The organism is Gordonia sp. LUNF6 (assembly GCF_047041125.1).
In the GTDB taxonomy this organism is placed as follows: domain Bacteria; phylum Actinomycetota; class Actinomycetes; order Mycobacteriales; family Mycobacteriaceae; genus Gordonia; species Gordonia sihwensis.
This window is the reverse complement of the sequence record NZ_CP178181.1, coordinates 2,248,192-2,271,650: the sequence shown is the minus strand read 5'-3', so window position 1 is coordinate 2,271,650 and position 23,459 is coordinate 2,248,192. Positions and strand designations below refer to the sequence as shown.

The 23,459-nt window shown below is 68.6% G+C and carries 21 protein-coding genes; 15 read left to right on the top strand and 6 right to left on the bottom strand.

The annotated features are described in order from the left end of the window. Nucleotides 1-109: 109 nt before the first annotated feature. On the top strand, nt 110-553 hold the full coding sequence (locus ACK8HH_RS10620) for a universal stress protein (protein ID WP_006895453.1): 444 nt from the start codon (nt 110-112) through the stop codon (nt 551-553). Nucleotides 554-646: 93 nt separating this feature from the next. On the opposite strand, the gene ACK8HH_RS10615 is transcribed toward ACK8HH_RS10620, so the two are convergent. The 3 genes from ACK8HH_RS10615 to ACK8HH_RS10605 form a co-directional block, all read right to left on the bottom strand. Then, the gene (locus ACK8HH_RS10615; RefSeq protein ID WP_045536807.1) at nt 647-2,971 is read right to left on the bottom strand and encodes a HelD family protein; all 2,325 of its coding nucleotides are present in this window, start codon (nt 2,969-2,971) and stop codon (nt 647-649) included. A gap of 67 nt (nt 2,972-3,038) precedes the next feature. After that, a complete protein-coding gene (locus ACK8HH_RS10610) occupies nt 3,039-3,785 on the bottom strand; it encodes a DoxX family protein (protein ID WP_278123905.1) in 747 nt (248 codons plus the stop codon). A gap of 114 nt (nt 3,786-3,899) precedes the next feature. After that, on the bottom strand, nt 3,900-4,598 hold the full coding sequence (locus ACK8HH_RS10605; RefSeq protein WP_006895456.1) for an MBL fold metallo-hydrolase: 699 nt from the start codon (nt 4,596-4,598) through the stop codon (nt 3,900-3,902). A gap of 106 nt (nt 4,599-4,704) precedes the next feature. Here ACK8HH_RS10605 and uvrA point away from each other — a divergent pair, with 106 nt between their 5' ends. Continuing rightward, complete coding sequence (gene uvrA / locus ACK8HH_RS10600; protein WP_278123902.1) at nt 4,705-7,563, top strand: excinuclease ABC subunit UvrA; 2,859 nt, start codon at nt 4,705-4,707, stop codon at nt 7,561-7,563. Continuing rightward, nucleotides 7,560-8,348, top strand: a complete 789-nt coding sequence (locus ACK8HH_RS10595) for an SAM-dependent methyltransferase (protein WP_278123901.1) — start codon at nt 7,560-7,562, stop codon at nt 8,346-8,348. Before uvrA ends, ACK8HH_RS10595 begins: the two co-directional genes overlap by 4 nt. Here ACK8HH_RS10595 and ACK8HH_RS10590 read toward each other — a convergent pair. After that, nucleotides 8,345-8,635 carry a hypothetical protein gene (locus ACK8HH_RS10590; protein ID WP_006895459.1) on the bottom strand — a complete coding sequence of 97 codons (291 nt, stop codon included), beginning with the start codon at nt 8,633-8,635 and terminating at the stop codon, nt 8,345-8,347. The two genes, ACK8HH_RS10595 and ACK8HH_RS10590, sit on opposite strands and share 4 nt — an antisense overlap. Before the next feature lie 72 nt (nt 8,636-8,707). Beyond that, the gene (locus ACK8HH_RS10585) at nt 8,708-9,124 is read right to left on the bottom strand and encodes a DUF1844 domain-containing protein (RefSeq protein ID WP_278123898.1); all 417 of its coding nucleotides are present in this window, start codon (nt 9,122-9,124) and stop codon (nt 8,708-8,710) included. A gap of 218 nt (nt 9,125-9,342) precedes the next feature. Between ACK8HH_RS10585 and infC the strand changes: the two genes are divergently transcribed. The 6 genes from infC (at nt 9,343) to ACK8HH_RS10555 (ending at nt 12,801) form a co-directional block, all read left to right on the top strand. Then, nucleotides 9,343-9,915: a translation initiation factor IF-3 gene (gene infC / locus ACK8HH_RS10580; RefSeq protein ID WP_006895461.1), complete on the top strand. Its 573-nt coding sequence runs from the start codon at nt 9,343-9,345 to the stop codon at nt 9,913-9,915. Nucleotides 9,916-9,999: 84 nt separating this feature from the next. Next, nucleotides 10,000-10,194, top strand: coding sequence for a 50S ribosomal protein L35 (gene rpmI / locus ACK8HH_RS10575; protein WP_006895462.1), 195 nt, complete (start codon nt 10,000-10,002; stop codon nt 10,192-10,194). 34 nt (nt 10,195-10,228) lie between these two features. Next, the gene (gene rplT / locus ACK8HH_RS10570; RefSeq protein ID WP_006895463.1) at nt 10,229-10,609 is read left to right on the top strand and encodes a 50S ribosomal protein L20; all 381 of its coding nucleotides are present in this window, start codon (nt 10,229-10,231) and stop codon (nt 10,607-10,609) included. Nucleotides 10,610-10,620: 11 nt separating this feature from the next. After that, complete coding sequence (locus tag ACK8HH_RS10565; protein WP_411815887.1) at nt 10,621-11,448, top strand: TrmH family RNA methyltransferase; 828 nt, start codon at nt 10,621-10,623, stop codon at nt 11,446-11,448. Nucleotides 11,449-11,519: 71 nt separating this feature from the next. Continuing rightward, nucleotides 11,520-11,873 (top strand): gamma-glutamylcyclotransferase family protein, encoded by a 354-nt coding sequence (locus ACK8HH_RS10560; RefSeq protein ID WP_278123892.1) that lies wholly within the window; start codon nt 11,520-11,522, stop codon nt 11,871-11,873. Between the two features lie 73 nt (nt 11,874-11,946). Beyond that, on the top strand, nt 11,947-12,801 hold the full coding sequence (locus ACK8HH_RS10555; RefSeq protein WP_006895466.1) for an ABC transporter ATP-binding protein: 855 nt from the start codon (nt 11,947-11,949) through the stop codon (nt 12,799-12,801). Here the strand turns inward: ACK8HH_RS10555 and ACK8HH_RS10550 are convergent, their stop codons facing one another. Then, nucleotides 12,802-15,165, bottom strand: a complete 2,364-nt coding sequence (locus tag ACK8HH_RS10550; RefSeq protein ID WP_412475171.1) for a protein kinase domain-containing protein — start codon at nt 15,163-15,165, stop codon at nt 12,802-12,804. A 241-nt stretch (nt 15,166-15,406) separates the two neighbouring features. On the opposite strand from ACK8HH_RS10550, the gene pheS reads away from it, so the two are divergent. From pheS to ACK8HH_RS10520, 6 genes are all read left to right on the top strand, one after another. Continuing rightward, nucleotides 15,407-16,459: a phenylalanine--tRNA ligase subunit alpha gene (pheS, locus tag ACK8HH_RS10545; protein ID WP_006895468.1), complete on the top strand. Its 1,053-nt coding sequence runs from the start codon at nt 15,407-15,409 to the stop codon at nt 16,457-16,459. Nucleotides 16,460-16,501: 42 nt separating this feature from the next. Further along, the gene (gene pheT, locus ACK8HH_RS10540; RefSeq protein ID WP_006895469.1) at nt 16,502-18,979 is read left to right on the top strand and encodes a phenylalanine--tRNA ligase subunit beta; all 2,478 of its coding nucleotides are present in this window, start codon (nt 16,502-16,504) and stop codon (nt 18,977-18,979) included. 51 nt (nt 18,980-19,030) lie between these two features. After that, complete coding sequence (gene argC / locus ACK8HH_RS10535) at nt 19,031-20,068, top strand: N-acetyl-gamma-glutamyl-phosphate reductase (RefSeq protein ID WP_006895470.1); 1,038 nt, start codon at nt 19,031-19,033, stop codon at nt 20,066-20,068. A gap of 98 nt (nt 20,069-20,166) precedes the next feature. Then, the gene (gene argJ / locus ACK8HH_RS10530; RefSeq protein WP_231650268.1) at nt 20,167-21,354 is read left to right on the top strand and encodes a bifunctional glutamate N-acetyltransferase/amino-acid acetyltransferase ArgJ; all 1,188 of its coding nucleotides are present in this window, start codon (nt 20,167-20,169) and stop codon (nt 21,352-21,354) included. Beyond that, nucleotides 21,351-22,271 carry an acetylglutamate kinase gene (argB, locus tag ACK8HH_RS10525; protein WP_006895472.1) on the top strand — a complete coding sequence of 307 codons (921 nt, stop codon included), beginning with the start codon at nt 21,351-21,353 and terminating at the stop codon, nt 22,269-22,271. The genes argJ and argB overlap by 4 nt, the downstream gene beginning before the upstream one ends. Next, the gene (locus ACK8HH_RS10520; RefSeq protein ID WP_006895473.1) at nt 22,268-23,458 is read left to right on the top strand and encodes an acetylornithine transaminase; all 1,191 of its coding nucleotides are present in this window, start codon (nt 22,268-22,270) and stop codon (nt 23,456-23,458) included. The genes argB and ACK8HH_RS10520 overlap by 4 nt, the downstream gene beginning before the upstream one ends. Nucleotide 23,459: the final 1 nt, after the last annotated feature.

Below are 23,459 nucleotides of genomic sequence, written 5' to 3'. Positions count from 1 at the left end.
AGATCCGCGGTGAGTCAAGGTATGTTCATGACCGGTAAGGCATTCCGAGGCCGGATGCGGAGATCGTTCACATATCGGCCCCACGTCGCTTCTGGAGGGAAAGACAGGCATGAGCGGTTACACCACAGTCGTGGTCGGCACGGACGGCTCGGAGTCGTCGATGAAGGCAGTCGAGCGTGCTGGAGCGATCGCCGGGGACGCAACCGTCGTCATCGCGTGCGCGTACTTCCCGAACGACGGGAAGGCGGCCGCCGCCGCGTCGGACACGCTGCGTGACGAGGCGTACCAGGTGATGGGATCGTCGCCGACCGAGGAGATCCTCCGCACCGCGAAGGAGCGGGCCGTCAAGGCCGGTGCCACCAAGGTGGTCCAGCGTGCGGTGCAGGGCGCCCCGGTCGACGCGCTTCTGCAGCTCGTCGTCGACGTGCAGGCGGATCTGCTGGTGGTCGGCAACAAGGGCCTGAACTCGATCGCCGGCCGCCTGCTGGGTTCGGTCCCGGCCGACGTCGCGCGCAAGGCCGCCTGCGATGTCCTGATCGTCCACACCACGTAGACCGGCACGACGCGGGGCGATTCGTATCGACCGCCACGGTCAACCGGAGCCCGGCCGAACCGCCTCACGCGGCTCGGCCGGGCTCCGTTCTCGTCATTCGTGCGGGAGGTCGTCCGGGAGGTCGGCGAGGTCGGGCGGCAGGGCGCGCGCGTGTACCACCACCAGACGCTGGGTGGCTCGGGTGAGCGCCACGTACAGGTCGTTGTATCCGCGCGGCGACTCCGCGATCAGGTCGGCGGGCTCGAGCAGGATCACGTTGTCGAACTCCAGACCCTTCGCCGCGGTGATCGCGTGCACCGTGGCCCGATCGCCGGGCGACGCGAGTGCGCGGACGTCCTCGGCGGTGCCGTCCGAGGCGATGATCGTGGTGAGGCCGGGCCAGCGGGAGCCCTCCGCGAGCGCGACTGCCGCGGCGGCGGCATCGTCGGATCGGATCGCGTATGGCTCGATCCCGTTGGAGCGCAACGACTCCGGCGGTGCTTGATCCGGATTGATCCAGTTCAGAACACGGTTGGCGTACCGGGTGATCTCCGACGGAGTGCGATAGTTGACGGTCAGTTCGTGAAGTCGCCAGCGGTCGGCGACGTAGGGTTCGAAGACCTCGCGCCAGGAATCGGCGCCCGCGGCATCGCCCGTCTGGGCGGTGTCGCCGATGACGGTCATCCAGCGATTGGGAATCCGCCGCATCACCATTCGCCACGCCATCGAGGAGAGTTCCTGCGCCTCGTCGACGATGACGTGCCCGAAGGTCCAGGTCCGGTCGTCGTGGGCCCGCTCGGCGGTGGTCCGGCTCGTGGTGTGCACCTGCCGTTCGGCCAGTTGCTCGGCGTCGATCAGGTCGTACGCCATCAGGATCTCGGGGTCGAGGTCGTCCTCCAGATCCTGCGGTGCCGAACCGGTCAGGATGTCGAGGGCGTCCTGGGCTTCGGCGAGCCGTTGCCGCCACTGCGCGCGTTGGACCTGTTCGGCCTCGTCGGTACGGTATCCGATCAGTTCCGCGAGTTCGTCGAGCAGCGGGACGTCGGCGGGAGAGAAGTCGGCGCCGTCGCGCAGGGGATGCGCATCGCGACGGAGTGCGTCGCGTTCCTCGTCGGTCCAACCGCGCGTCGACTTCCGCAGGAGTGCGGGGTCGTCGTAGAGCTCGCGGAGAACCCCTTGCGGTGTCAAGGCAGGCCAGAATTCGCCGAGCGCCTGGACGACGTGGGGATCGGACTCCAGTTCCCGGCGGATGTCCTCCAGATCGGCGCTGGTGAGCAGTTGGCTGCCGTCTAGCGGGTCTGCTCCCACCTGGCGGGCGTGCACCTCTGCGAGTTCGTCGAGCGCCGCCCGCAGGAAGGCGCGCTGCGCGAGATTGTGGGCCCGTCGCGTGGACCGCGCGTGCGCCCGCGCAGCCTTGACCACCTCGGCGTCGATCGGCAGCTCATAGCCGTCGAACGGGACGGTGACACCGCGGCCGGGGAGCGCCTGTTTGGCGCGGACCGCGGCGCGGAGCACGTTCAGCATCCGCTGGTCGCCTTTCAGCGCGGTTGCGGTGCGGGAGTCTCTGGCCCGCGCGCGCACATCGGGGAACAGGTCTCCGACGGTGGAGAGCAGGACTCCCGTCTCGCCGAGCGAGGGAAGAACCTGGCCGATGTACTGAAGGAAATCGGCGTTCGGCCCGATGATGAGCACACCGCTGCGCGAGAGCATGTCGCGGTAGGTGTACAGCAGGTATGCGGCGCGGTGCAGCGCTACCGCGGTCTTACCGGTGCCCGGCCCGCCCTGGACCACCGTGACGCCGCGATGCGTGGAGCGGATGATCTCGTCCTGCTCGCGTTGGATCGTCTCGACGATGTCGGTCATCTCGCCCGTGCGAGCGGCGTTGAGAGCGTCCACCAGGGCGGCCTCGTTGACGACGTTGCCGCCGAGCTCGGCGCCGTCGGAGCTCGTCTCGATGCGGCCGGATGCGAGGTACTCGTCGGACACGGATCGGACCGCACGCGACCGCGTCCGGATGTGCCTGCGGCGTTCCACGTCTTCCGGTGACGCGGGGGTCGCGAGGTAGAAGGGCCGGGCCAGCGGGGCGCGCCAGTCGAGGAGCAGCGTCGTGTCCTGCTCGTCGTCGTCGAGGATTCCGATCCGGCCGATGCGCCGGACGGTGTCGGTGTCGGTGCCGTCGGTCATGTCGAGCCGACCGAAGTACAGGTTGTGTTCGGCGGCGTCGATCTTGACCAGGTCCTCCTGGTACATCCGTTCGTACGACTCGCGTTCGGAGAGCGCTTGCGGTGTGCCGGCCGACTCGCGGAGAGTCTCGCTCAGCCTGCGCTTGGCGTTGGCACGCATGCGGTCGAGCCGGCCGTACACCGCATCCAGATGGACTTGCTCCTGCGCGAGGCGCGGATCGGATGCGGTGTCGGCCGGCGTGGGGTCGGAGGGCACGGAACGGGGGTGTGGCGCTGTCACAGTCGTTCCATGTTACCGGGATCTGCCCAGAAGGGGCCGGGAGTCAGCTCGCGAGCTGGCGGCGCCACCGGCGGGCGCGGACAGCGGTCTCCTCGCCGACCCTCGTGGCGACGTCGCGTGCGTGTTCGGCGAACTCGGGTGCGCGATCGACGATCTCCTGGGTGGTGTCGGCGAGCTGCGCGCGGGCGGTGCCCGCGAGCTGTGAGGCGCGGTCCCGGATCTCGTCCACGGGCACGCGGTCTACCACTTCCTGCGCGCGTTCGGCCGCATCGTGCGCGAGCGCACTCGCGCGGTCGGTGAACCGTTCCGGTTCCACCTCGGCCGCGGCGTGCAGCGGCTTCGCAGCCCGGTCCGCCAGCTGGTGTGCCTGCACCTGCGCCTGCTCGAGCGTCCGCCGGGCGCGCCAGCCCAGGGACGGGCGTCCTTCGGTGTCGGCGGCGGCGATCAGGACTCCGCCGAGCAGTCCCACATCCTTCACGAACAACGACTGCTTCAGCGCACGCCGGGACGGGTCCGTCTCGTTCCAGAAGTCGCTGGCCAGGACCATGGTCGGAACGATGGTTCCGGCGAGGACGGACGACGCCAGCCGCGGTGCGCGGCCGGTGGCGAGGGCGACTCCCGCGGCGATCTGTACGGCTCCGGCGACCTGAACGACGGTCTCGGCGCGAACCGTGGAATCGACCAGCGGCTCGGATGCCTGGGCGCGGCGCGACGGTGAGGTGAGCGCGTCGGCGCCGGAGGCGATGAACGCGGTGCCGAGCAGAGGTCGTGCGATCTTGCGTAACAGCATGGTCGTCCTTTCATCGGGGGACTGTGATCCGGACGCCCGGCCGGCCCGATCCTCGATGCGGTCGGCAGTGGCCGAGCGACGTCCCTCCTCCGAGGCTACCGATCCGGGCCCGGCTCACCAGCCGCGTTCGCGCCACTCGCTCAGATGCGGACGCTCGGCGCCGAGAGTGGTGTCCTTGCCGTGCCCGGGGTAGACGACGGTGTCGTCCCCGAATCGGTCGAAGAGTTTCTCGGTGACGCCGTCGAGCAGGATCTCGAAGTCGCCAGGCTGCCAGGTCTTGCCCACGCCGCCCGGGAACAGGGTGTCGCCGGTGAACAGGTGCACGCGTCCGGAGCGTTCGGTGAGGACCAGCGTGACGGATCCGGCGGTGTGGCCGCTGATGGCGATCACCTCGAGCGACAGGTCTCCGACCTCGATGGTCTCGCCTCCGGTCAGCGTGCGGTCGGGGTCGAGCGGGAGCTCGTCGGCGTCGGCCTCCCCGACGACGATCGGCACCTGAAGCACCCGATGGACCTCCTCGAGGCCCTGCCAGTGGTCGAAGTGTCCGTGCGTGGTGAGGATCTGCGTCACCTCACCGGGGAGCGCGTCGAGCAGCGCGAGGATGGTCTCCGGATCGTTCGCCGCATCGATCAGCAGGCTCTTCCCGGTCGCGGAGTCGGTGACGATGTAGACGTTGTTGTCCATCGGTCCCACCGACATCTTGACGATCGTCGCGTTGTCGAGCGCCCGCCGCTGCGCATGCGCGCCGTGGTGATCGGGATCGGGGGACACGTTGCCCGTGTAGTCGTCGGTCAGTTCTACCTCGATGCTCATATTCCCAGGTTAACGTCCTCGGCCGTGATGCCCAGCCGGAATTGTCGGAGGGTCCGCGTACGCTTGCAGCCGGATAATTCTGCGACGTGAACGTAAGGAACTTTCTGTGGTTGATCGCCTGATCGTCCGGGGTGCACGGGAGCACAATCTGCGCGGGATCGATGTCGACCTGCCGCGCGATTCGCTGATCGTGTTCACCGGCCTGTCCGGTTCCGGGAAGTCGTCGCTCGCGTTCGACACGATCTTCGCCGAGGGGCAGCGACGCTATGTCGAGTCCCTGTCGGCGTATGCGCGGCAGTTCCTCGGGCAGATGGACAAGCCCGACGTCGACTTCATCGAGGGGCTCTCGCCCGCGGTGTCGATCGATCAGAAGTCGACCAACCGGAACCCGCGCTCGACGGTCGGCACCATCACCGAGGTCTACGACTACCTGCGGTTGCTCTACGCGCGCGCCGGTACCGCGCACTGTCCGGTGTGCGGCGAGAAGATCGCCCGCCAGACGCCGCAGCAGATCGTCGATCAGGTGCTGGCGATGGCCGAGGGCGTGCGCTTTCAGGTCCTCGCCCCCGTGGTGCGCAGCCGCAAGGGCGAGTTCGTGGATCTGTTCGCCGAACTGCAGGTCCAGGGTTTCGCGCGCGCGATGGTCGACGGAGCCGTTCACCAGCTGTCGGATCCGCCGAAGCTCAAGAAGCAGGAGAAGCACGACATCGACGTGGTGGTCGACCGCCTGGTCGTGAAGCCGTCGGCCCGCCAGCGTCTGACCGACTCGGTGGAGACGGCGCTGCGGCTGGCGGACGGCATCGTGGTGCTGGACTTCGTGGACGTCGATGAATCCGACCCGAACCGGCAGCGGCGCTTCTCGGAGCGGATGGCCTGCCCGAACTCCCACCCGATCGCGATCGACGATCTCGAGCCGCGCGCGTTCTCGTTCAACTCGCCGTTCGGCGCCTGTCCCGAGTGCGACGGTCTGGGTGTCCGCAAGGAGGTCGACGAATCGCTCGTGGTGCCGGATCCCGACCTCACCCTGCGGGAGGGTGCGATCGCCCCCTGGTCGACCGGTCACAACGCCGACTACTTCCTCCGGCTGATCGAGGGTCTGGGCGACCAGATGGGGTTCGACGTCGACACCCCGTGGGAGTCGTTGCCGCGTACCGCGCGCAAAGCACTGCTGAACGGCTCCGATCATCAGGTCCATGTGAAGTTCCGCAACCGGTATGGACGGACGCGGTCGTACTACACCGAGTTCGAGGGCGTCATGGCGTTCCTGTCGCGGCGTGCGGAGACCACCGAGTCCGAGCAGATGAAGGACCGCTACGAGGGCTATATGCGCGACGTGCCGTGCCCGGCCTGCAACGGCGCCCGGCTGCGGCCGGAGATCCTGGCGGTCACGCTCGACCACCCGGTGTACGGTCCCAAGTCGATCGCCGACGTCACGTCGCTGTCGGTCGCCGAGTGCGCCGACTACCTGAACGGTCTGGAACTCGGCGAGCGCGAGGCCGCCATCGCCGGACGGGTCCTCAAGGAAGTGCAGGCGCGCATCACGTTCCTGCTCGATGTCGGCCTCGAGTACCTCTCGCTCTCGCGGGCGGCGGGTTCGCTCTCCGGCGGCGAGGCTCAGCGCATCCGCCTCGCGACGCAGATCGGAGCCGGGCTCGCGGGAGTGCTGTACGTGCTCGACGAACCGTCAATCGGTCTGCACCAGCGGGACAACCGGCGGCTGATCGACACTCTCGTCCGGCTGCGCGACCTGGGCAACACGCTGATCGTCGTCGAGCACGACGAGGACACCATCCGGGCCGCCGACTGGATCGTCGACATCGGCCCGCGTGCGGGCGAGCACGGTGGGCGAGTGGTGCACAGCGGCAGCTACCCGGACCTGCTGGCGAATCCGGAGTCGATCACCGGCGCGTATCTGTCCGGCCGCGAGGTGCTGCCGGTTCCGTCGATCCGGCGTCCGATCGACAAGAAGCGCATGCTGACCGTCGTGGGTGCCAGCGAGAACAACCTCAAGAACATCGACGTGTCGTTCCCGCTGGGGGTCCTGACCGCGGTCACCGGCGTCTCGGGGTCGGGCAAGTCGACCCTCGTGAACGACATCCTCGCCACGGTGCTCGCGAACAAGCTGAACGGCGCGCGGCAGGTGCCCGGCCATCACAAGCGGATCAAGGGACTCGACCACCTCGACAAGCTGGTCCAGGTGGACCAGTCGCCGATCGGCCGCACACCGCGGTCGAATCCGGCCACGTACACGGGCGTCTTCGACAAGATCCGGACGCTGTTCGCGGCGACCACCGAGGCGAAGGTGCGCGGCTACCAGCCCGGTCGGTTCTCGTTCAACGTGAAGGGCGGCCGGTGCGAGGCGTGCATGGGCGAGGGCACCATCAAGATCGAGATGAACTTCCTGCCCGACGTCTATGTGCCCTGCGAGGTGTGCCACGGCGCGCGGTACAACCGCGAGACGCTCGAGGTGCACTACAAGGGCAAGACGATCGCCGAGGTCCTCGACATGCCGATCGAGGAGGCCGCGGACTTCTTCGAGCCGGTCACCTCGATCCACCGGTATCTCAAGACGCTGGTCGACGTGGGTCTCGGGTACGTGAGGCTCGGTCAGCCCGCACCCACCCTGTCCGGAGGCGAGGCGCAGCGGGTGAAGCTGGCGGCCGAACTCCAGAAGCGGTCGACCGGCCGCACGGTGTACATCCTCGACGAGCCGACCACCGGCCTGCACTTCGAGGACATCCGCAAGCTGCTGCTGGTGATCAACGGGCTCGTCGACAAGGGCAACACGGTCATTGTCATCGAGCACAACCTCGACGTGATCAAGACCGCCGACTGGATCATCGACATGGGACCCGAGGGCGGCAGCGGCGGCGGCACCGTGGTCGCCGAGGGCACACCCGAGCAGGTGGCAGAGGTTGCCCGGAGCCACACCGGCGCCTTCATCAGGGAGTTGCTCGCGCCGTGACCTCGGCCGGCGGAGACGACTGGCTGACCACGCGATTGCGTGCGGCGGGCTGCGTGTTCGCCGAAGAGGAGGCCGCGATTCTCCGCCGCTGGGCGGACGGCGAGGCAGAACTCGAGCAGTGGGCGCGGCGGCGGGCCGCAGGTGAGCCGCTGGAGCACGTCGTCGGACACGTCGAGTTCGCCGGTCTGGAACTGGCCGTCGGGCCGGGAGCCTTCGTGCCACGACAGCGGTCGCGGCTGCTGGCGCGGGTAGCCGTCGACCTGCTCGGAGCCCGGCCCGCGCCGGTGTTCGTCGAGGCGTTCTGCGGAGTCGCGCCGATCGCGTCGTACGTCGCGGCCCGGTGCCGGTCCGCGCAGGTGGCCGCGACCGACGCGGATCCGGTTGCGGTCGGGTTCGCTTCCCGCAATCTCCTCTCGGGCGCGGTGTACCGGGGCGCGGGGCTGTCGGGACTGCCTGCGGAGCTGCGCCGGGAGATCGACGTGATCGCGGCGGTCCCGCCGTACGTGCCGGCCCAGGCGCTGGAGCTGCTTCCGCATGAGGCCACCGATCACGAGCCGCGCTCGGCGCTGATCGGCGGGGGCGACGACGGTCTGGGGCACGCGTCGGATCTGCTGCGCGAGGCGACCGAGTGGTTGGCGCCGGGGGGCGCTGTCGCGATCGAGATGAACGCCCGACAGGCGCCCGCGGCCGATGAGACCGCTCGCGCTGTCGGCCTGCGCCCGCGGGTGGTGTCCGGCGAGGACGGGCAGACGGTGGTCGTGGTGGCGGCCGGGCCGCGGCGTTAGAGCCCCATCGACCGCCGGAGCTCCTCGAGCTTCTTCTTGGCGGCTTCTTCACGTTTCGCCATCGCGTCGTCGAGCGCTTCGGCCTCCGCCGACATCTCCGACAGCTCTTGGCTCCCGATGGCCGTCGCAGTGCGTTGCTCGATCTTGTCGCGGACGTGATCGAAGGTCGGCACACCCGCCGGCGTGTATCCGGTGACGTCTTCGTACGAGGGTGCTTGTACCGGCGGCGCGGAGTCGGGCGGCACGATTTCGGCGTCGAGGGGTTCGTCGTCGCCGGAGTGAGTCATCGCTCCAGCCTACGCCGGACGTCTGCGACCCGGACGCCTCCGACTCGGACGTCTACGACCCGGGCGCCGTGATCAGCCCTTGACCGGTCCGGTGTACTTCTCGCCGGGCCCCTCGCCGGGAGCGTCGGGGTACGACGACGCCTCGCGGAATGCGAGTTGCAGCGCCTTGAGCCCGTCCTGGATCGGCTTGCGATGCAGGCCGAGATCAGGGGCGGCGGCGGTGACGAGGCCGGCCAGTGCGTTGATCAGCGCGCGGGCGTCGGGCAGATCCTTGAACTCCTCGTCTCCGCCCGCATCGGGGCCGATCTTCTCGGCCGCGGCGCTCATCAGCATGATCGCCGCGCGGGTGGTGACCTCGACTGCGGGAATAGTGGCGAGCTCGCGAACGTTGTCCTGGTTCGCGTCGTCTCCGCCGACACCTCCCGGGGCGACGTGGACGTTCGCGTCGTCGGAGGAGGTGTCGCCGGTCGAATAGGAGTTATCGTTCACGCCTGTTAGACTGTCACAGCATGACCGCCTCGGTTCGCGCCGGGGTAGCAAGAGGATTCTTCGAGTCCCACCGTGCGACGCTGTCCCAGACGCGCAGTTTCACGGTTCCGGTCACACCATCGCCAGTCGATGAACCGAGGTCACTCGGCTCTCGGCGGGCATTATGGTGTTCTCGGCCTCGAATCTCCTCACGCTTGCCAGTCGTATTGGCCGGCCACATGGAAAACATTGATCGAGGAGGCCACATCAGCACTGAAACCCGCATCAACGAGCGCATCCGCGTCCCCGAGGTCCGTCTCGTCGGACCCGGCGGTGAGCAGGTGGGCATTGTGCGTGTTGAAGATGCGCTTCGCCTGGCTTACGAAGCCGACTTGGACCTGGTGGAGGTTGCGCCCGACGCGCGCCCGCCGGTGTGCAAGATCATGGACTACGGCAAGTTCAAGTACGAGGCGGCGCAGAAGAAGCGCGAGTCCCGCCGTAACCAGCAGATGACCGTCATCAAGGAGCAGAAGCTCCGCCCGAAGATCGACGACCACGATTACGAGACCAAGAAGGGTCACGTCATCCGGTTCCTCGAAGCGGGTTCGAAGGTGAAGGTGACGATCATGTTCCGCGGTCGCGAGCAGTCCCGCCCCGAGTTGGGCTACCGCTTGCTGCAGCGCTTGGGAGACGACGTCGCGGAGTACGGCTTCGTCGAGACCTCGGCCAAGCAGGACGGACGCAATATGACCATGGTCCTCGCCCCGCATAAGGGCGCGAAGACCAGGGCCAAGGCCCAGCAGGGATCCTGAACCCACCACACTGAAGTAGCAGTGGACCCGAACCGCCCGGATCGCTCCGGGCGGGACTCGGGTCCGCCCGAATGAAGGAAACCAATGCCGAAGAGCAAGACGCACAAGGGCACCGCGAAGCGATTCAAGGTGACCGGCAGCGGCAAGATCGTCCGTCAGAAGGCAGGCAAGCGCCACCTCCTGGAGCACAAGTCCTCGCGCGTCACGCGTCGCCTGGACGGCATCACCGTGGTGAGCGAGAACGATGCCCCGCGCATCAAGCGCCTGCTGAACCGCTGACTTTCCGCTTAAGACTTTAGAAGGACACTGACTAATGGCACGTGTGAAAAGGGCTGTCAACGCCCAGAAGAAGCGCCGCTCCGTTCTCGAGGCGTCGAAGGGCTACCGCGGACAGCGGTCGCGCCTGTACCGCAAGGCCAAGGAGCAGCAGCTCCACTCGCTGACCTACGCGTACCGGGACCGCAAGGCGCGCAAGGGTGATTTCCGCAAGCTCTGGATCACCCGCATCAACGCGGCGGCTCGTGCGAACGACATCACCTACAACCGCTTCATCCAGGGCCTCAAGCTCGCCGGCGTCGAGGTGGACCGCAAGGTGCTCGCCGACATCGCCGTCACCGACCCGGCCGCGTTCACCGGTCTGGTCGAGGTGGCTCGTGCCGCGCTGCCCGCGGACGTCAACGCTCCCGCTGCCTGATCTCCGCTGAGATCGCAGTGACGCGTTCTGGACCCGCGACGGATGTTCTCACCGAACGTTCGTCGCGGGTCGTTTCGTTGGCGAAGCTGCATCGCGCGTCGGTGCGCCGGAGCGAGGGCCGATTCCTCGTCGAGGGATTCAATGCCGTCGATGCGGCGCTGAGCACCGGCCGTGCGTTGCAGGTACTGGTGCGCGACGACGACGCCGATCGGCACGCCGATCTGGTCCACCGTGCGCTCGACGCGGGCGTTCGTGTGCAGCGCCTCTCACACCGCGCGGCGGACAAACTGTCCGAGACGTCGACGGCGCCCGGGATCTTCGCGGTGTGCGAGTTGCTGACGGCGGCGCTCGGCGACGTCCTCGCGCGCTCACCGAAGCTTCTGGTGATCGCGGTCGAGCCGCGCGAGCCGGGAAACCTCGGCACCCTGACTCGGTGTGCGGACGCCATGGGGGCCGACGCGGTGGTCCTGCTGGGGGAGTCCGTCGACCCGCACAACGGCAAGAGCGTCCGGGCGGGTGCGGGGAGTCTCTTCCACATCCCGACCGTCCGCGAACCGGATGTCGCGAGCGCACTGGCAGCCGTCGCCGCGGCGGGCATCACGACGCTGGCGACGGAGATGGACGGCGAGCTGAGCCTCGACGACGCCGACGAGGTCCTCGCCCGGCCGCACGCGTGGCTGTTCGGGAACGAGGCCCACGGACTGCCCGGGCAGGTGCTCGACGGCGCCGACCACCGCGTCCGGATTCCGCTGCGCGGGCGCGCGGAGAGCCTCAACCTCGCCGCCGCGAGCGCGATCTGCCTGTACGCCAGCTCCCGCGTGCAGAACCGCGGACGCTGATCTGTTGGCCTTCCCAGGGGTCCTGGCCGGGTGAGGTTCTCCGGAAATCCTTGCGGCAGTACGATTCCGGAATGCACGTCCTCTTCAGCTACGGCACCTTGACGGATCCCGCGGTGCAGGAGGGCGTCTTCGGCGCCCGGATGCCGACGGAGCCCGACACCCTGCCGGGCTTCGAGATCGGCACGGTGACGATCACCGATCCCGAGGTCGTCGCATTGAGCGGTACCGCGACTCACCTGATTCTGCGGCCGGGGGCACCCGAGGCGGAAGTGCCCGGCGCCCGGCTGGAACTCGACGACGCCGGTCTGCGTGCGGCGGACGAGTACGAGGTCGACGACTATCGTCGCGTCGAGGTGACGCTGAGCTCCGGCATCCGTGCGTGGGTGTATCTGGCACACGAGGACGCGGCAGTCTTGGAGGGATAGGCTTCACTCACCTAAGTTAGGTGAGGCTACTATCGGAGTCGATGGTGCGGAAACCTAATCGAAGGGATGTGAGGTGTCAGTTTCTCCGGAGGTCGCCGACCGAACCGACGCCGTGATCGCAGGCTCCGCCGAACCGCGGCTGTCGGCCGAGCGGCTGTCGGTCGGATACGACGGCACGACGATCATCGACGGCCTCGACGTGACGATCCCGACCGGCCGGGTCACCACCATCGTCGGTCCCAACGGCTGTGGCAAATCGACTCTGCTGCGCACGCTCTCGCGGCTGCTGTCGCCGTCGGCGGGAGTGGTGATCCTCGACGGAAAGGACATCGCGACGCAGAAGCCGAAGCAGGTGGCGCGCACCCTCGGTCTGCTCCCGCAGAACCCGATCGCGCCCGACGGCCTCACCGTCGCCGATCTCGTCTCCCGCGGCAGGCACCCGCATCAGTCCTGGTATCGGCAGTGGTCGCGGGAGGACGAGGTCGCCGTCGCCGAGGCGATGGAGCTGACCTCGACCACCGAACTGGCCGACCGCGCGGTCGACTCCCTGTCCGGCGGCCAGCGCCAGCGCGTGTGGATCGCTATGACGCTGGCGCAGCAGACCGATCTGGTGCTGCTGGACGAGCCGACCACCTACCTGGATCTGGCGCACGCCGTCGATGTCCTCGACCTGGTCGACGAACTGCGCACCGAGCACGGCAAGACGGTGGTCATGGTGCTGCACGATCTGAACCTCGCGGCCCGCTACAGCGATTCGCTCGTGGTCATGCGCTCGGGCGAGATCGTCGCCGAGGGATCGCCGAACGACGTGCTGACCCCGGAACTACTCGCGGCGGCCTTCGGTCTCGAATCACAGATCGTCACCGATCCGATCGGCGGCACACCGATGGTGGTGCCGATCGGCCGGCGCGGCAGGCACGCCGGCTGATCACGCAGCGAGCTTCACCTCGTGCGGCGTGGTGATCTGATCCTCCGTACGCGTCGCGTCGCCCTGCTGTCCGGTCTTGTTGAGACCCCAGCAGTACTGACTCGAACCGGTGACCGCACACGTCACGCTGTACGAGGTGACGACCTGGCGGACGTCGCTCACGCCTGACACGTGCTGGGGGCTGTACTGCTGCGAGGTGGACCCATCACCGACTTGACCGTAGAGGTTGTTGCCCCAGCAGCTGACATCGCCGTCCGCCACCGCGCAGAATGTGCCGATGTCGACGGAGATCCCGCTGACGCCCGTGAGACCCTCCACCTTCGCCGGTGAGCTCTTCTTGGCCTCGGAGTCCTTGCCGAGCTGCTGATTCTTGTTGCTTCCCCAGCAGTACGGAGCGCCCTCGGCGATAGCGCAGGTGTTCCAGAACGGGGTGTTGTCGACGGTGCCGCCACCGACGGACACCGCGGACACGTCTTTGAGAGAGGTGACTTTGGTGGGGGTGCTGTGATCGTCGGTGCTTCCGTCGCCCAGTTGGCCGTCCCAGTTGCGCCCCCAGCAGTACAGCTCATCGGATGCGACGGCGCAGACCGACCCGGCCCGCGAGGACACCGACGTGACGTTCGAGAGTCCGGCCACCTTCGTGGGCGTCTTCAGACTGTCGGTGGTCGATCCGCTGCCCAGCTGCCCTCCCGAGTAGAAGCCCCAGCAGTACAGATCACCGTCGGAGACCGCGCACGTCGAGGAGTTGGACGTCGAGACCGTGGTCACCTTGCCCAGCCCGGGCACCTTGAAGGGGGTGGTCTTCTTGCTCATCGTTCCGGCGTCGCCGGCCTGCCAGAAGAGGTTGTCTCCCCAGCAGTACAGCGATTCGTCCGCTACCGCGCAGGTGGTGACCGCGGAGTTCGATCCCGTGGAGTCGAAGGCGCCCATCGAGACCGCGGTGACGTTCGAGAGCCCGGCCACCTTGGTCGGCGTCTTGCGTTCGGATGTGGTGCTGTCTCCCAGCTGGCCGCTGGAGTTGTCGCCCCAGCAGTAGAGGCTGCCGGAGCCGATCATGCACTCGCTGCCGTACGCCCCGGCGATCTGCGGGGTCGCGTATACCTCGGCGGCGGGCTCGTCGGACGACGGCCACCACAGAGGCGAGGTCGCGGCCACCGCGACGACGGCGACCGCGGCGACGGCGGCCACGATCCAGCCGATACGCCGCCGCTTCTTCGGCGGCTGCGGCGGTGGTCCCGCGAATCCGTAGGGGCCGGGTCCCGCCTGCTGTCCGCCGGGGAAGGGGCCGGGTCCCGAGAACTGCTGTCCCGGGTAGGGCTGGCCCGGGTAGTGCGGTGCCGCCTGGTAGGGCGCCTGTCCGGAGTACTGTGGGGCTGGCTGGGGGCCGCTGTCGCCGTACGGCACCGGCGCCTGGCCGTGATGCTGCGGTCCCGGCCACGGGGTCGGCGCGGGCGTGGGAGCCGGTGTCGGTGCGGGTGCCGGGGTGGGTCCGCTCGGACCGGGCGGCGCCACCGGCGCCACCATCGTGTGCTGTCCGGCTGCGGTCTGGCGCAGAGCCGCGTCGAGCGCGGCGGCGAAGCCGCGGCAGTCGGGGAATCGCGCTGCGGGATCCTTCGCCATCGCGCGGATCAGGACGGGGGTGAGCGCGTCGAGGTCGGGACGCACCGCGCCGAGCGGAGGAGGCGGCTGCTGCACGTGGGCCATCATCAGCGCGGTCGGGTTCTCGGCGGCGAAGGGCGGCCGCCCGGCCAGGAGCTCATACGCGGTGCACGCGAGTGAGTACTGGTCCGACGCAGGTCCGGCGTGGGCGCCGCCGATCACCTCGGGAGCCGTGTAGGCGACAGTGCCGATGATCGAGTTCACCGCCGTCAGCTGCGGCGAATCGGCGAGCTTGGCGATGCCGAAGTCGAGAAGGACCACCCGGTGCAGGGAGCCGTCCGACGACCGGGTGACCACGATGTTCGCGGGCTTGATGTCCCGGTGCACCACTGACCGCGAATGGGCGTAGTCGAGTCCGTCTGCCACCTGCACGATCGCCTGGACCACCTCGGCGGGAGTCAGCCGCGCCGAGGCGAGATTGGGTCCGTCGATGAAACTCATCGTGAACCACGGCTGGTCGTCGGCGATCCCGTAATTGTGAATCGTGACGATCGACGGATGATCGAGTGCCGCCATCGTCCGCGCCTCATTGCTGAAACGTTGCTGGAAATCGGGGTTCGACGCCCCTCCGACGGAGATCACCTTCATCGCCTCGCGGCGGCTGAGTTGTTCGTTCTCGACGACGTAGACGTCGCCCATGCCACCCGAACCCAGCAGTTCGACCACGCGATAACCGGCGATGGTCGTTCCCGGCGCTTTCGACAACTGGCTGCCTTCCTCTGCTCGGCCCCCAACAGTGCGACCTGCTGAAATCGATGTTTTGATGACGGTAGACCATAAGCGGGCCGATACGCGCGACACCGTCTCCCGAGCGAACGACGACGTCGACGCCGGGGCGGGCCCGCGACGGCGGCCGACGGCGGCCTGAGGGGAGGGGCGCGGGTCGTTTCGACTACCCTTGACCCGAGTTCTTTCAGGCCTCTACGCAATAGGAGATGCGAGCCCGGTGGCTGACGATTCTGCTGTCAACGAATTCCCCACCAGCGCCGAGCTGGACGCGGCCGTCGCGGACGCCGTCGCCGCGTTCGACGCCGCCGGCGATCTGGAGGCGTTGGCCAAGGCCAAAGCCGCGTACTTCGGTGACCGGTCGCCCATCGCTCTCGCGCGACGGGCACTGGCCACGCTGCCGAAGGATCAGCGGTCGACGGCGGGCAAGCTCGTCAACGAGGTCCGCGGCAGGGTTCAGGCGGCACTCGACGCCCGCACCGAGACGTTGACCGCCGAACGCGACGCCGCGGTACTGGTCGCCGAGACCATCGACGTCACGCTTCCATCGGGCCGCCGCAGCCGCGGTGCCCGTCATCCGATCACGGTGATCGGCGACCAGATCGCCGACGTCTTCGTCGGCATGGGCTGGGAGATCGCCGAGGGCCCCGAGGTGGAGACCGAGCACCACAACTTCGACGCTCTCAACTTCCTGCCCGACCACCCGGCGCGCTCGATGCAGGACACGTTCTACATCGCGCCCGAGGGATCGCGGCAGGTGCTGCGCACCCACACCTCGCCGGTGCAGGTCCGCTCGATGCTCAGCCGCGAAGTGCCGATCTACGTCGCCTGCCCCGGCCGCACCTTCCGGACCGACGAACTCGATGCGACCCACACCCCGGTCTTCCACCAGATCGAAGGGCTGGCCGTCGACAAGGGCCTGACGATGGCCAACCTGCGCGGCACGCTCGAGGTGCTGGCGAAGGCGCTCTTCGGTCCCGAGACCACCACTCGGATGCGCGCCAGCTACTTCCCCTTCACCGAACCCTCCGCCGAGGTCGACGTGTGGTTCCCGGGAAAGAAGGGCGGCGCCGGATGGGTGGAGTGGGGCGGTTGCGGCATGGTGAACCCGAACGTCCTCCGGTCCAGCGGCATCGACCCGGACGTGTACACCGGTTTCGCCTTCGGAATGGGACTCGAGCGGACCCTCCAGTTCCGAAACGACCTGCCCGACATGCGCGACATGGTCGAAGGCGACGTGCGCTTCACCCTCCCGTTCGGTCCGGCCCTCTAGCAGAATCTTCGCAGCGATCACACGAAAGTAGTTGGTGAACAAGTGCGTCTCCCAAAGTCCTGGCTGACCGAGGTCCTCCGCGAAGGCTCCCCGGATTGGACCGCCTCGACCGAGGAGATCGACGCGGGTTTCGTACGCGTCGGTTTCGAGATCGAGGACATCGAGCCCTTCCCGGAGATCACCGGTCCGCTCGTCATCGGCCGTGTCGAGGCCATCGAGGAGCTCACCGAGTTCAAGAAGCCGATCCGCTTCTGCCAGGTGGCGGTCGGGGAGGAGGCGCCTCGCGACATCGTCTGCGGTGCACGCAATTTCACTGTCGGCGACCTGGTGGTCGTGGCGTTGCCCGGCGTAGTGCTGCCGGGCGACTTCGCGATCGCCACGCGCAAGACGTACGGCAAGACCTCCGACGGGATGATCTGTTCGGTCACCGAACTCGGGATCGGGAACGACCACTCCGGCATCCTGGTGCTCGCACCGGGGACCGCGGAGCCCGGTGCCGACGCCCGCGAGGTCCTCGGCCTGGCCGACACGGCGATCGAGGTCAACGTCACGCCCGACCGCGGCTACGCCTTCTCCATGCGCGGACTCGGCCGCGAGTTGGCCAGTGCTTTCGAAGTGCCCTACGTCGATCACGGTCTGGCCGGGGAGCCGCTGGCGGCCGATGTCGATCGGGAGTCATGGCCGGTCGCGATCGACGCCGACAGTGACGCCACCCGCTACACCGCCCGCGTCGTCACCGGTGTCGACGCTACGGCGTCGTCGCCGTGGTGGATCGCCAAACGACTGATGGTGGCGGGTATCCGGCCGATCTCCGCGATCGTCGATGTCACGAACTACGTGATGATCGAACTGGGTCAGCCACTGCACGCCTTCGACGCGGACAAGATCCGCGGCACGGTCAGCGTCCGCTCCGCACGAGCGGGGGAGACCCTCGAGACTCTCGACGGCGTCACGCGCAAGCTGGACCCTGAGGATGTGGTGATCGCCGACGACTCCGGCCCGATCGCCCTCGCGGGGGTGATGGGTGGAGCCGCGACCGAGGTCTCCGACGAGACCACGAACATCCTTCTGGAGTCGGCCAACTTCGACCAGGTGCGGGTGTTCCGTACGGGCAAGCGCCACAAGCTGTCGTCGGAGGCGGCGAAGCGCTACGAACGGCTCGTGGATCCGGAGATCACCGCGGTGGCCTCCGACCGGGCCGCCGCGCTGATCGCCGAACTGGCGGGCGGCCGCGTCGCCGGTCCGCTGTCGGACGTCCGTACCGCGACCGTTCCCTCCGCCGCCATCCAGATCGACCCGGGACTTCCCGATGCGACCGCCGGTGTCGAGTACCCGGCTGGGACCACCGCCGCGCGTCTGCGCGAGGTGGGATGCGTCGTCGACGGTGACTCGCCGTTGCTGGTGACCCCGCCGTCGTGGCGACCCGACCTGCGCCAGCGTGCCGACCTCGTCGAGGAGGTGCTGCGACTCGAGGGTCTCGAGGACATCCCGGCCGTGGTGCCGCGAGCCACCGGTGGTCGCGGGCTGAGCCCCGCTCAGCGCCGTCGCCGTGCCATCGGCGTCGGCCTGGCCACCGATGGGTACGTCGAAGTCCTGCCTTACCCGTTCCTTCCCGCAGACGTCTTCGATACATGGGATCTGCCCGCCGACGACGTCCGCCGCCGGACCGTCTCCGTGCTCAATCCGCTCGAGTCCGACCGGCCGGAGCTGAACACCACTCTGCTGCCCGGACTGATGGAGATGGCGGCGCGCAACATCGCCCGCGGCCGCCGTGATCTCGCGCTGTACACGATCGGTCAGGTCGTCATCGGCGGTCAGCAGGGTCCGACCGTGCCCCCGCTGGATGTGACGCGCCGGCCTACCGAGGCCGAGCAGACGGCGCTCGACGCATCCCTGCCCGACCAGCCCTTGCACGTGGCCGTCCTGCTCACCGGATTGCGCGAGCCGGCGGGTCCGCTCGGGCCGGGCCGCACCGCGGACGCCTACGACGCGTTCGAGGCGGCTCGGCAGATCGGCCGGGCCGCGGGGGTGGAGCTCGAACTCGTGGCCGACGACCATCGGCCTTGGCACCCCGGCCGCTGCGCTCGGCTCGAGGTCGACGGCGTCGTCGTCGGTCATGCCGGGGAACTGCATCCGGCGGTGCTGGAACGCACCGGTCTGCCCGCGCGGCTGTGCGCGGTGGAGATCGACGTGGACGCGCTGCCGCTGCGCCAGAACCTGCCGTCGCCGAAGGTGTCGCCGTTCCCCGCCGTGCTGCAGGATGTGAACGTCGTGGTGGCCGCGGACGTGGCCGCCCAGGACGTGCAGGATGCGCTGGTCGCCGGCGCGGGAGAACTGCTCGAATCCATCTCGCTCTTCGACGTCTACGTCGGTGCTCAAGTCGGCGAAGGCAACAAGTCCCTGACCTTCGCGCTCACCTTCCGCGCCGCCGACCGCACGCTCACCGAGGATGAGGGGACCGAGGCCAAGATGGCTGCGGTAGCGCATGCGGGCGAGGTCGTGGGCGCCCGCTTGCGCTGACGCGGAGCACGACTAGGTGAATTATTTTGCGCTGTAGTGCATAATGATTTCATGACTATCAAGGTTGCTGTCGCCGGTGCGAGCGGCTATGCGGGCGGTGAGATCCTCCGACTGCTGTGCGGGCATCCGCGCCTGGGTTCGGGTGAACTGGAGATCGGCGCACTGACGGCGGGCGGAAACGCCGGCACGCGGCTGGGTGAGCATCACCGCCACCTGTTCCCGCTCGCCGACCGCGTGCTCGAGGAGACGACGCCGGAGGTTCTGGCGGGTCACGACGTGGTCTTCCTCGGGCTGCCGCACGGACAGTCGGCTGCGATCGCCGATGCCCTGCCTCCCAGCACCCTGATCGTCGACTGCGGCGCCGACTTCCGGCTCGAGGACCCCTCGGAGTGGACGGCCTATTACGGCGGTGACCACGCGGGCACCTGGCCGTACGGCATGCCGGAACTGCCGGGCAACCGGGACGTGATCGCCGGAGCGAGCCGGATCGCGGTGCCCGGGTGCTATCCGACGGTGTCGATTCTGACTCTGCTGCCCGCGTTGGCCGCGGGCCTGGTGGAACCGGCGGTCACCATCGTCGCGATGTCGGGCACCTCGGGTGCCGGCCGGGCGCCGAAGGTGAATCTGCTGGCGTCCGAGGTGATCGGATCGGTCCGCGCTTACGGTGTCGGCGGTGTGCACCGGCACACTCCGGAGATCACGCAGGCTCTTTCGCGGGCAGCATCGCTCCCGGTGTCGGTCTCCTTCACTCCGGTGCTGGTGCCCACGTCGCGAGGCATCCTCGCGACGTGCACCGCGCGCACCGACGCGTCGATCGATGATTTCCGGTCGGCCTATGAGAAGGCATACGAGAACGAGGCCTTCGTGCATCTCCTGCCGCAGGGAGAGTTCCCCGAGACCGGGTCCGTGGTCGGAACCAACATGGTCTCGATCGGTCTGTCCGTCGACGAGCGGTCCGGCACCTTCGTCGCCGTCGGCGCCGTCGACAACCTGACCAAGGGCACCGGCGGTGCGGCCGTCCAGTCGATGAACCTGGCCCTGGGTTGGGGCGAAGGCGAGGGCCTGGCGACCGTGGGAGTGGCACCGTGACCGAAGCAGAGACAGGCTCGAACAGCGTGAAGGACCCGACCGTGACAGACACCCAGACCGTTCCCGTGCCGGACATCGATCTCCTGGTCGGCTCGCGGATGACCCGCCGCCAGGGCGTCACGGCGCCGCTGGGCTTCCGGGCGGCGGGAATCGCGGCGGGGATCAAGGCCAACGGGAAGCCCGACCTCGCGCTGGTGTTCAACGAGGGCCCCGACCTGGCGGCGTCGGCGGTGTTCACTCGCAATCAGGTCAAGGCCGCACCGGTGCTGTGGTCGCAGAAGGTGATCGAGAACCGGTCTCTGCGCGCCGTGATCCTCAATTCCGGTGGAGCGAACGCATGTACCGGGCCCGAGGGCTTTCAGGACACGCACGCCACCGCGGAAGCGGTCGCGTCGACGCTGTCGAGCTGGGGTACCGAGACCGGGCCCGTCGAGGTGGCCGTCTGCTCGACCGGCCTGATCGGCGAGCGGCTGCCGATGGACAAGGTGCTCGCCGGAGTCACCGAGATCGTGCACGAGATGGGCGGCGGACTCGAAGGCGGGACCGACGCCGCCTACGCGATCATGACCACCGACACCGTCCCGAAGCAGGTGGCCTTGCACCACACCGGCGGCTGGAACGTCGGCGGCATGGCGAAGGGTGCGGGCATGCTCGCCCCGTCGCTCGCGACCATGCTGGTGGTGCTGACCACCGACGCCAAGGTGAGCGCGGAGTCGGTCGACCTCGCGCTGCGCCGCGCCACCGCGCGCACCTTCGACCGTCTCGACGTCGACGGCTCCATCTCCACCAACGACACAGTGCTGCTGCTCTCGTCCGGCGCCAGCCAGATCGAGGTCTCCCAGGCCGAGCTCGACGCCGCGGTCTTCGCCGTGTGCGACGATCTGGCCGGTCAGCTGCAGAACGACGCCGAGGGCGTCACCAAGCGGATCGCGATCACCGTGACCGGCGCGGCGACCGAGGACGACGCGCTGGTGATCGCGCGGTCGGTGGCGCGCGACTCGCTCGTCAAGACCGCGCTCTTCGGCTCCGATCCGAACTGGGGCCGCGTCCTCGCCGCCATCGGCGCCGCGCCCGTGACCATCGATCCCGATCGGATCACGGTGTCGTTCAACGGTTCTCCGATCTGCCGCAACGGCACCGGAGTACCCGGGGCCCGCGATGTCGACCTCTCCGGCGATCGCATCGAGGTCGTCGCCGACCTCGGCCTCGGGAACGCCGAGGCGACCATTCGCACCACCGACCTGTCGCACGCTTACGTGGAAGAGAATTCGGCCTACTCGTCATGACGAACACTGACACCTCACCGCTGAGCACCGCCACACCGCTGCAGAAGGCCGGCGTCATCGCCGAATCGCTGCCCGCACTGCAGGCGCTCCACGGCAAGCGCGTCGTCGTCAAGTACGGCGGAAACGCGATGGTCGACGCTGACCTGAAGACGGCGTTCGCCGCCGACATGGTCCTCCTGCGCGCGTGCGGCATCCATCCGGTGGTGGTGCACGGCGGCGGTCCGCAGATCTCCGCGATGCTCGCACGCCTCGGTCTCGAAGGCGAGTTCCGCGGCGGCTTCCGCGTCACCACGCCCGAGGTCATGGACGTCGTCCGGATGGTCCTGTTCGGCCAGGTGGGCCGTGAACTCGTCGGCCTGATCAACGCGCACGGACCGTACGCCGTCGGCATCACCGGCGAGGACGCCCACCTGTTCACGGCGACGCGCCGGACGGTGATGGTCGACGGAGAGCCCACCGATATCGGGCTGGTCGGCGACATCGCGGCGGTCAACACCTCCGCGGTCGACGACCTGATCGCGGCCGGCCGGATCCCGGTGATCTCGACCATCGCGCCGGATGCCGACGGCCAGGTGCACAACATCAACGCCGACACCGCCGCGGGCGCCGTCGCTGCAGCGCTCGGTGCCGAGCATCTGGTGATGTTGACCGATGTGGAGGGTCTCTACACCGACTGGCCGGACCGCTCGTCGCTGGTCTCGACGATCACCGCGGGTGAGGTCGCGACACTTCTGCCCTCCCTCGACTCCGGCATGGTGCCGAAGATGGAGGCCTGCATGCGCGCCGTTCAGGAGGGGATCGGTGCCGCACACGTCATCGACGGCCGTGAAGCGCATTCCGTGCTGGCCGCCCTGCTCACCGCGTCGACGTCGGGAACCACCGTCGTCGCCGACGATCCCGATGGAGGACGGCAGTGACCGCACCCCTGCAGCAGCGGTGGTCCGCTGCGCTGATGAACAACTACGGCACCCCGCCGGTCGCGCTGGTGCGCGGCGACGGCGCGGTCGTGTACGACGCCGACGGCCGGGAGTACCTCGACCTGCTCGGCGGCATCGCGGTGAACGCGCTCGGCCATGCGAACCCGGCCATCGTCGAGGCGGTGACCGCTCAACTCTCGACTCTCGGCCACGTGTCGAATCTGTACATCTCGCGGCCGGTCGTGGAACTGGGCGAGCGGCTCTGCGCGGCCGTCGGCCACGGGGCCCGCGCCTTCCTGTGCAATTCCGGCACGGAGGCCAACGAGGCGGCCTTCAAGCTCGCCCGCAGGACCGGCAGACCGCAGATCATCGCGGCCGAGGGGGGATTTCACGGCCGCACCATGGGTGCGCTCGCGATGACCGGGCAGCCGGCCAAGCGCGCCCCCTTCGAACCGATGCCCGCCGGCGTCGACTTCGTTCCCTACGGCGATGCGCAGGCGCTCCGCGCCGCCGTGTCCGAGCGGACCGCAGCGGTGATCCTGGAGCCGATCCAAGGCGAGAACGGCGTGGTGGTCCCGCCCCCGGACTACCTCGCTCAGGCACGGGCGATCACCGCCGAGCACGGTGCGCTGCTGATGCTCGACGAGGTACAGACCGGTATCGGCCGCACGGGCTGGATGTTCGCGCACCAGCGCGCGGGAATCGTGCCCGACGTCATGACCCTCGCCAAGGGCCTGGGCGGCGGCATGCCGATCGGTGCCGTGGTGGCGACGGGGCCGGCGGCGGCGCTGTTCGAGCCCGGCCAGCACGGCACCACCTTCGGAGGCAATCCCGCGTGCGCCGCCGCCTCGCTCGCCGTCCTGCGTTACATCGACGACCACGACCTCCTCTCGCACGTCGAGCGCGTCGGGAAATCGCTCGCCGACGGCATCGAGGAGCTCGGCCATCCGCAAATCGCGGGTGTGCGCGGCGACGGTCTGCTTCTCGGCGTCGTGCTGAACTCCGGCATCTCGGCGAGCGTCGAGAAGTCCGCGCGGGCGGCCGGGTACCTGATCAACGCACCCGCGCCCGACGTGCTGCGGCTGGCGCCTCCGCTCATCCTCACCGACGAGCAGGCGGCCGGATTCGTCGCCGACCTGCCGGACATCCTCGACGCTGCGATCGACGCACAGAATGGGAATGCGTGAC

Coding starts and splice junctions, on each gene's coding strand:
- ACK8HH_RS10620 (WP_006895453.1), top strand. CDS start 110: ATGAGCGGTTACACCACAGTCGTGGTCGGCACGGACGGCTCGGAGTCG.
- ACK8HH_RS10610 (WP_278123905.1), bottom strand. CDS start 3,785: ATGCTGTTACGCAAGATCGCACGACCTCTGCTCGGCACCGCGTTCATC.
- ACK8HH_RS10605 (WP_006895456.1), bottom strand. CDS start 4,598: ATGAGCATCGAGGTAGAACTGACCGACGACTACACGGGCAACGTGTCC.
- ACK8HH_RS10590 (WP_006895459.1), bottom strand. CDS start 8,635: ATGACTCACTCCGGCGACGACGAACCCCTCGACGCCGAAATCGTGCCG.
- infC (WP_006895461.1), top strand. CDS start 9,343: ATGGAAAACATTGATCGAGGAGGCCACATCAGCACTGAAACCCGCATC.
- rpmI (WP_006895462.1), top strand. CDS start 10,000: ATGCCGAAGAGCAAGACGCACAAGGGCACCGCGAAGCGATTCAAGGTG.
- rplT (WP_006895463.1), top strand. CDS start 10,229: ATGGCACGTGTGAAAAGGGCTGTCAACGCCCAGAAGAAGCGCCGCTCC.
- ACK8HH_RS10560 (WP_278123892.1), top strand. CDS start 11,520: ATGCACGTCCTCTTCAGCTACGGCACCTTGACGGATCCCGCGGTGCAG.
- argC (WP_006895470.1), top strand. CDS start 19,031: ATGACTATCAAGGTTGCTGTCGCCGGTGCGAGCGGCTATGCGGGCGGT.
- argJ (WP_231650268.1), top strand. CDS start 20,167: ATGACCCGCCGCCAGGGCGTCACGGCGCCGCTGGGCTTCCGGGCGGCG.
- argB (WP_006895472.1), top strand. CDS start 21,351: ATGACGAACACTGACACCTCACCGCTGAGCACCGCCACACCGCTGCAG.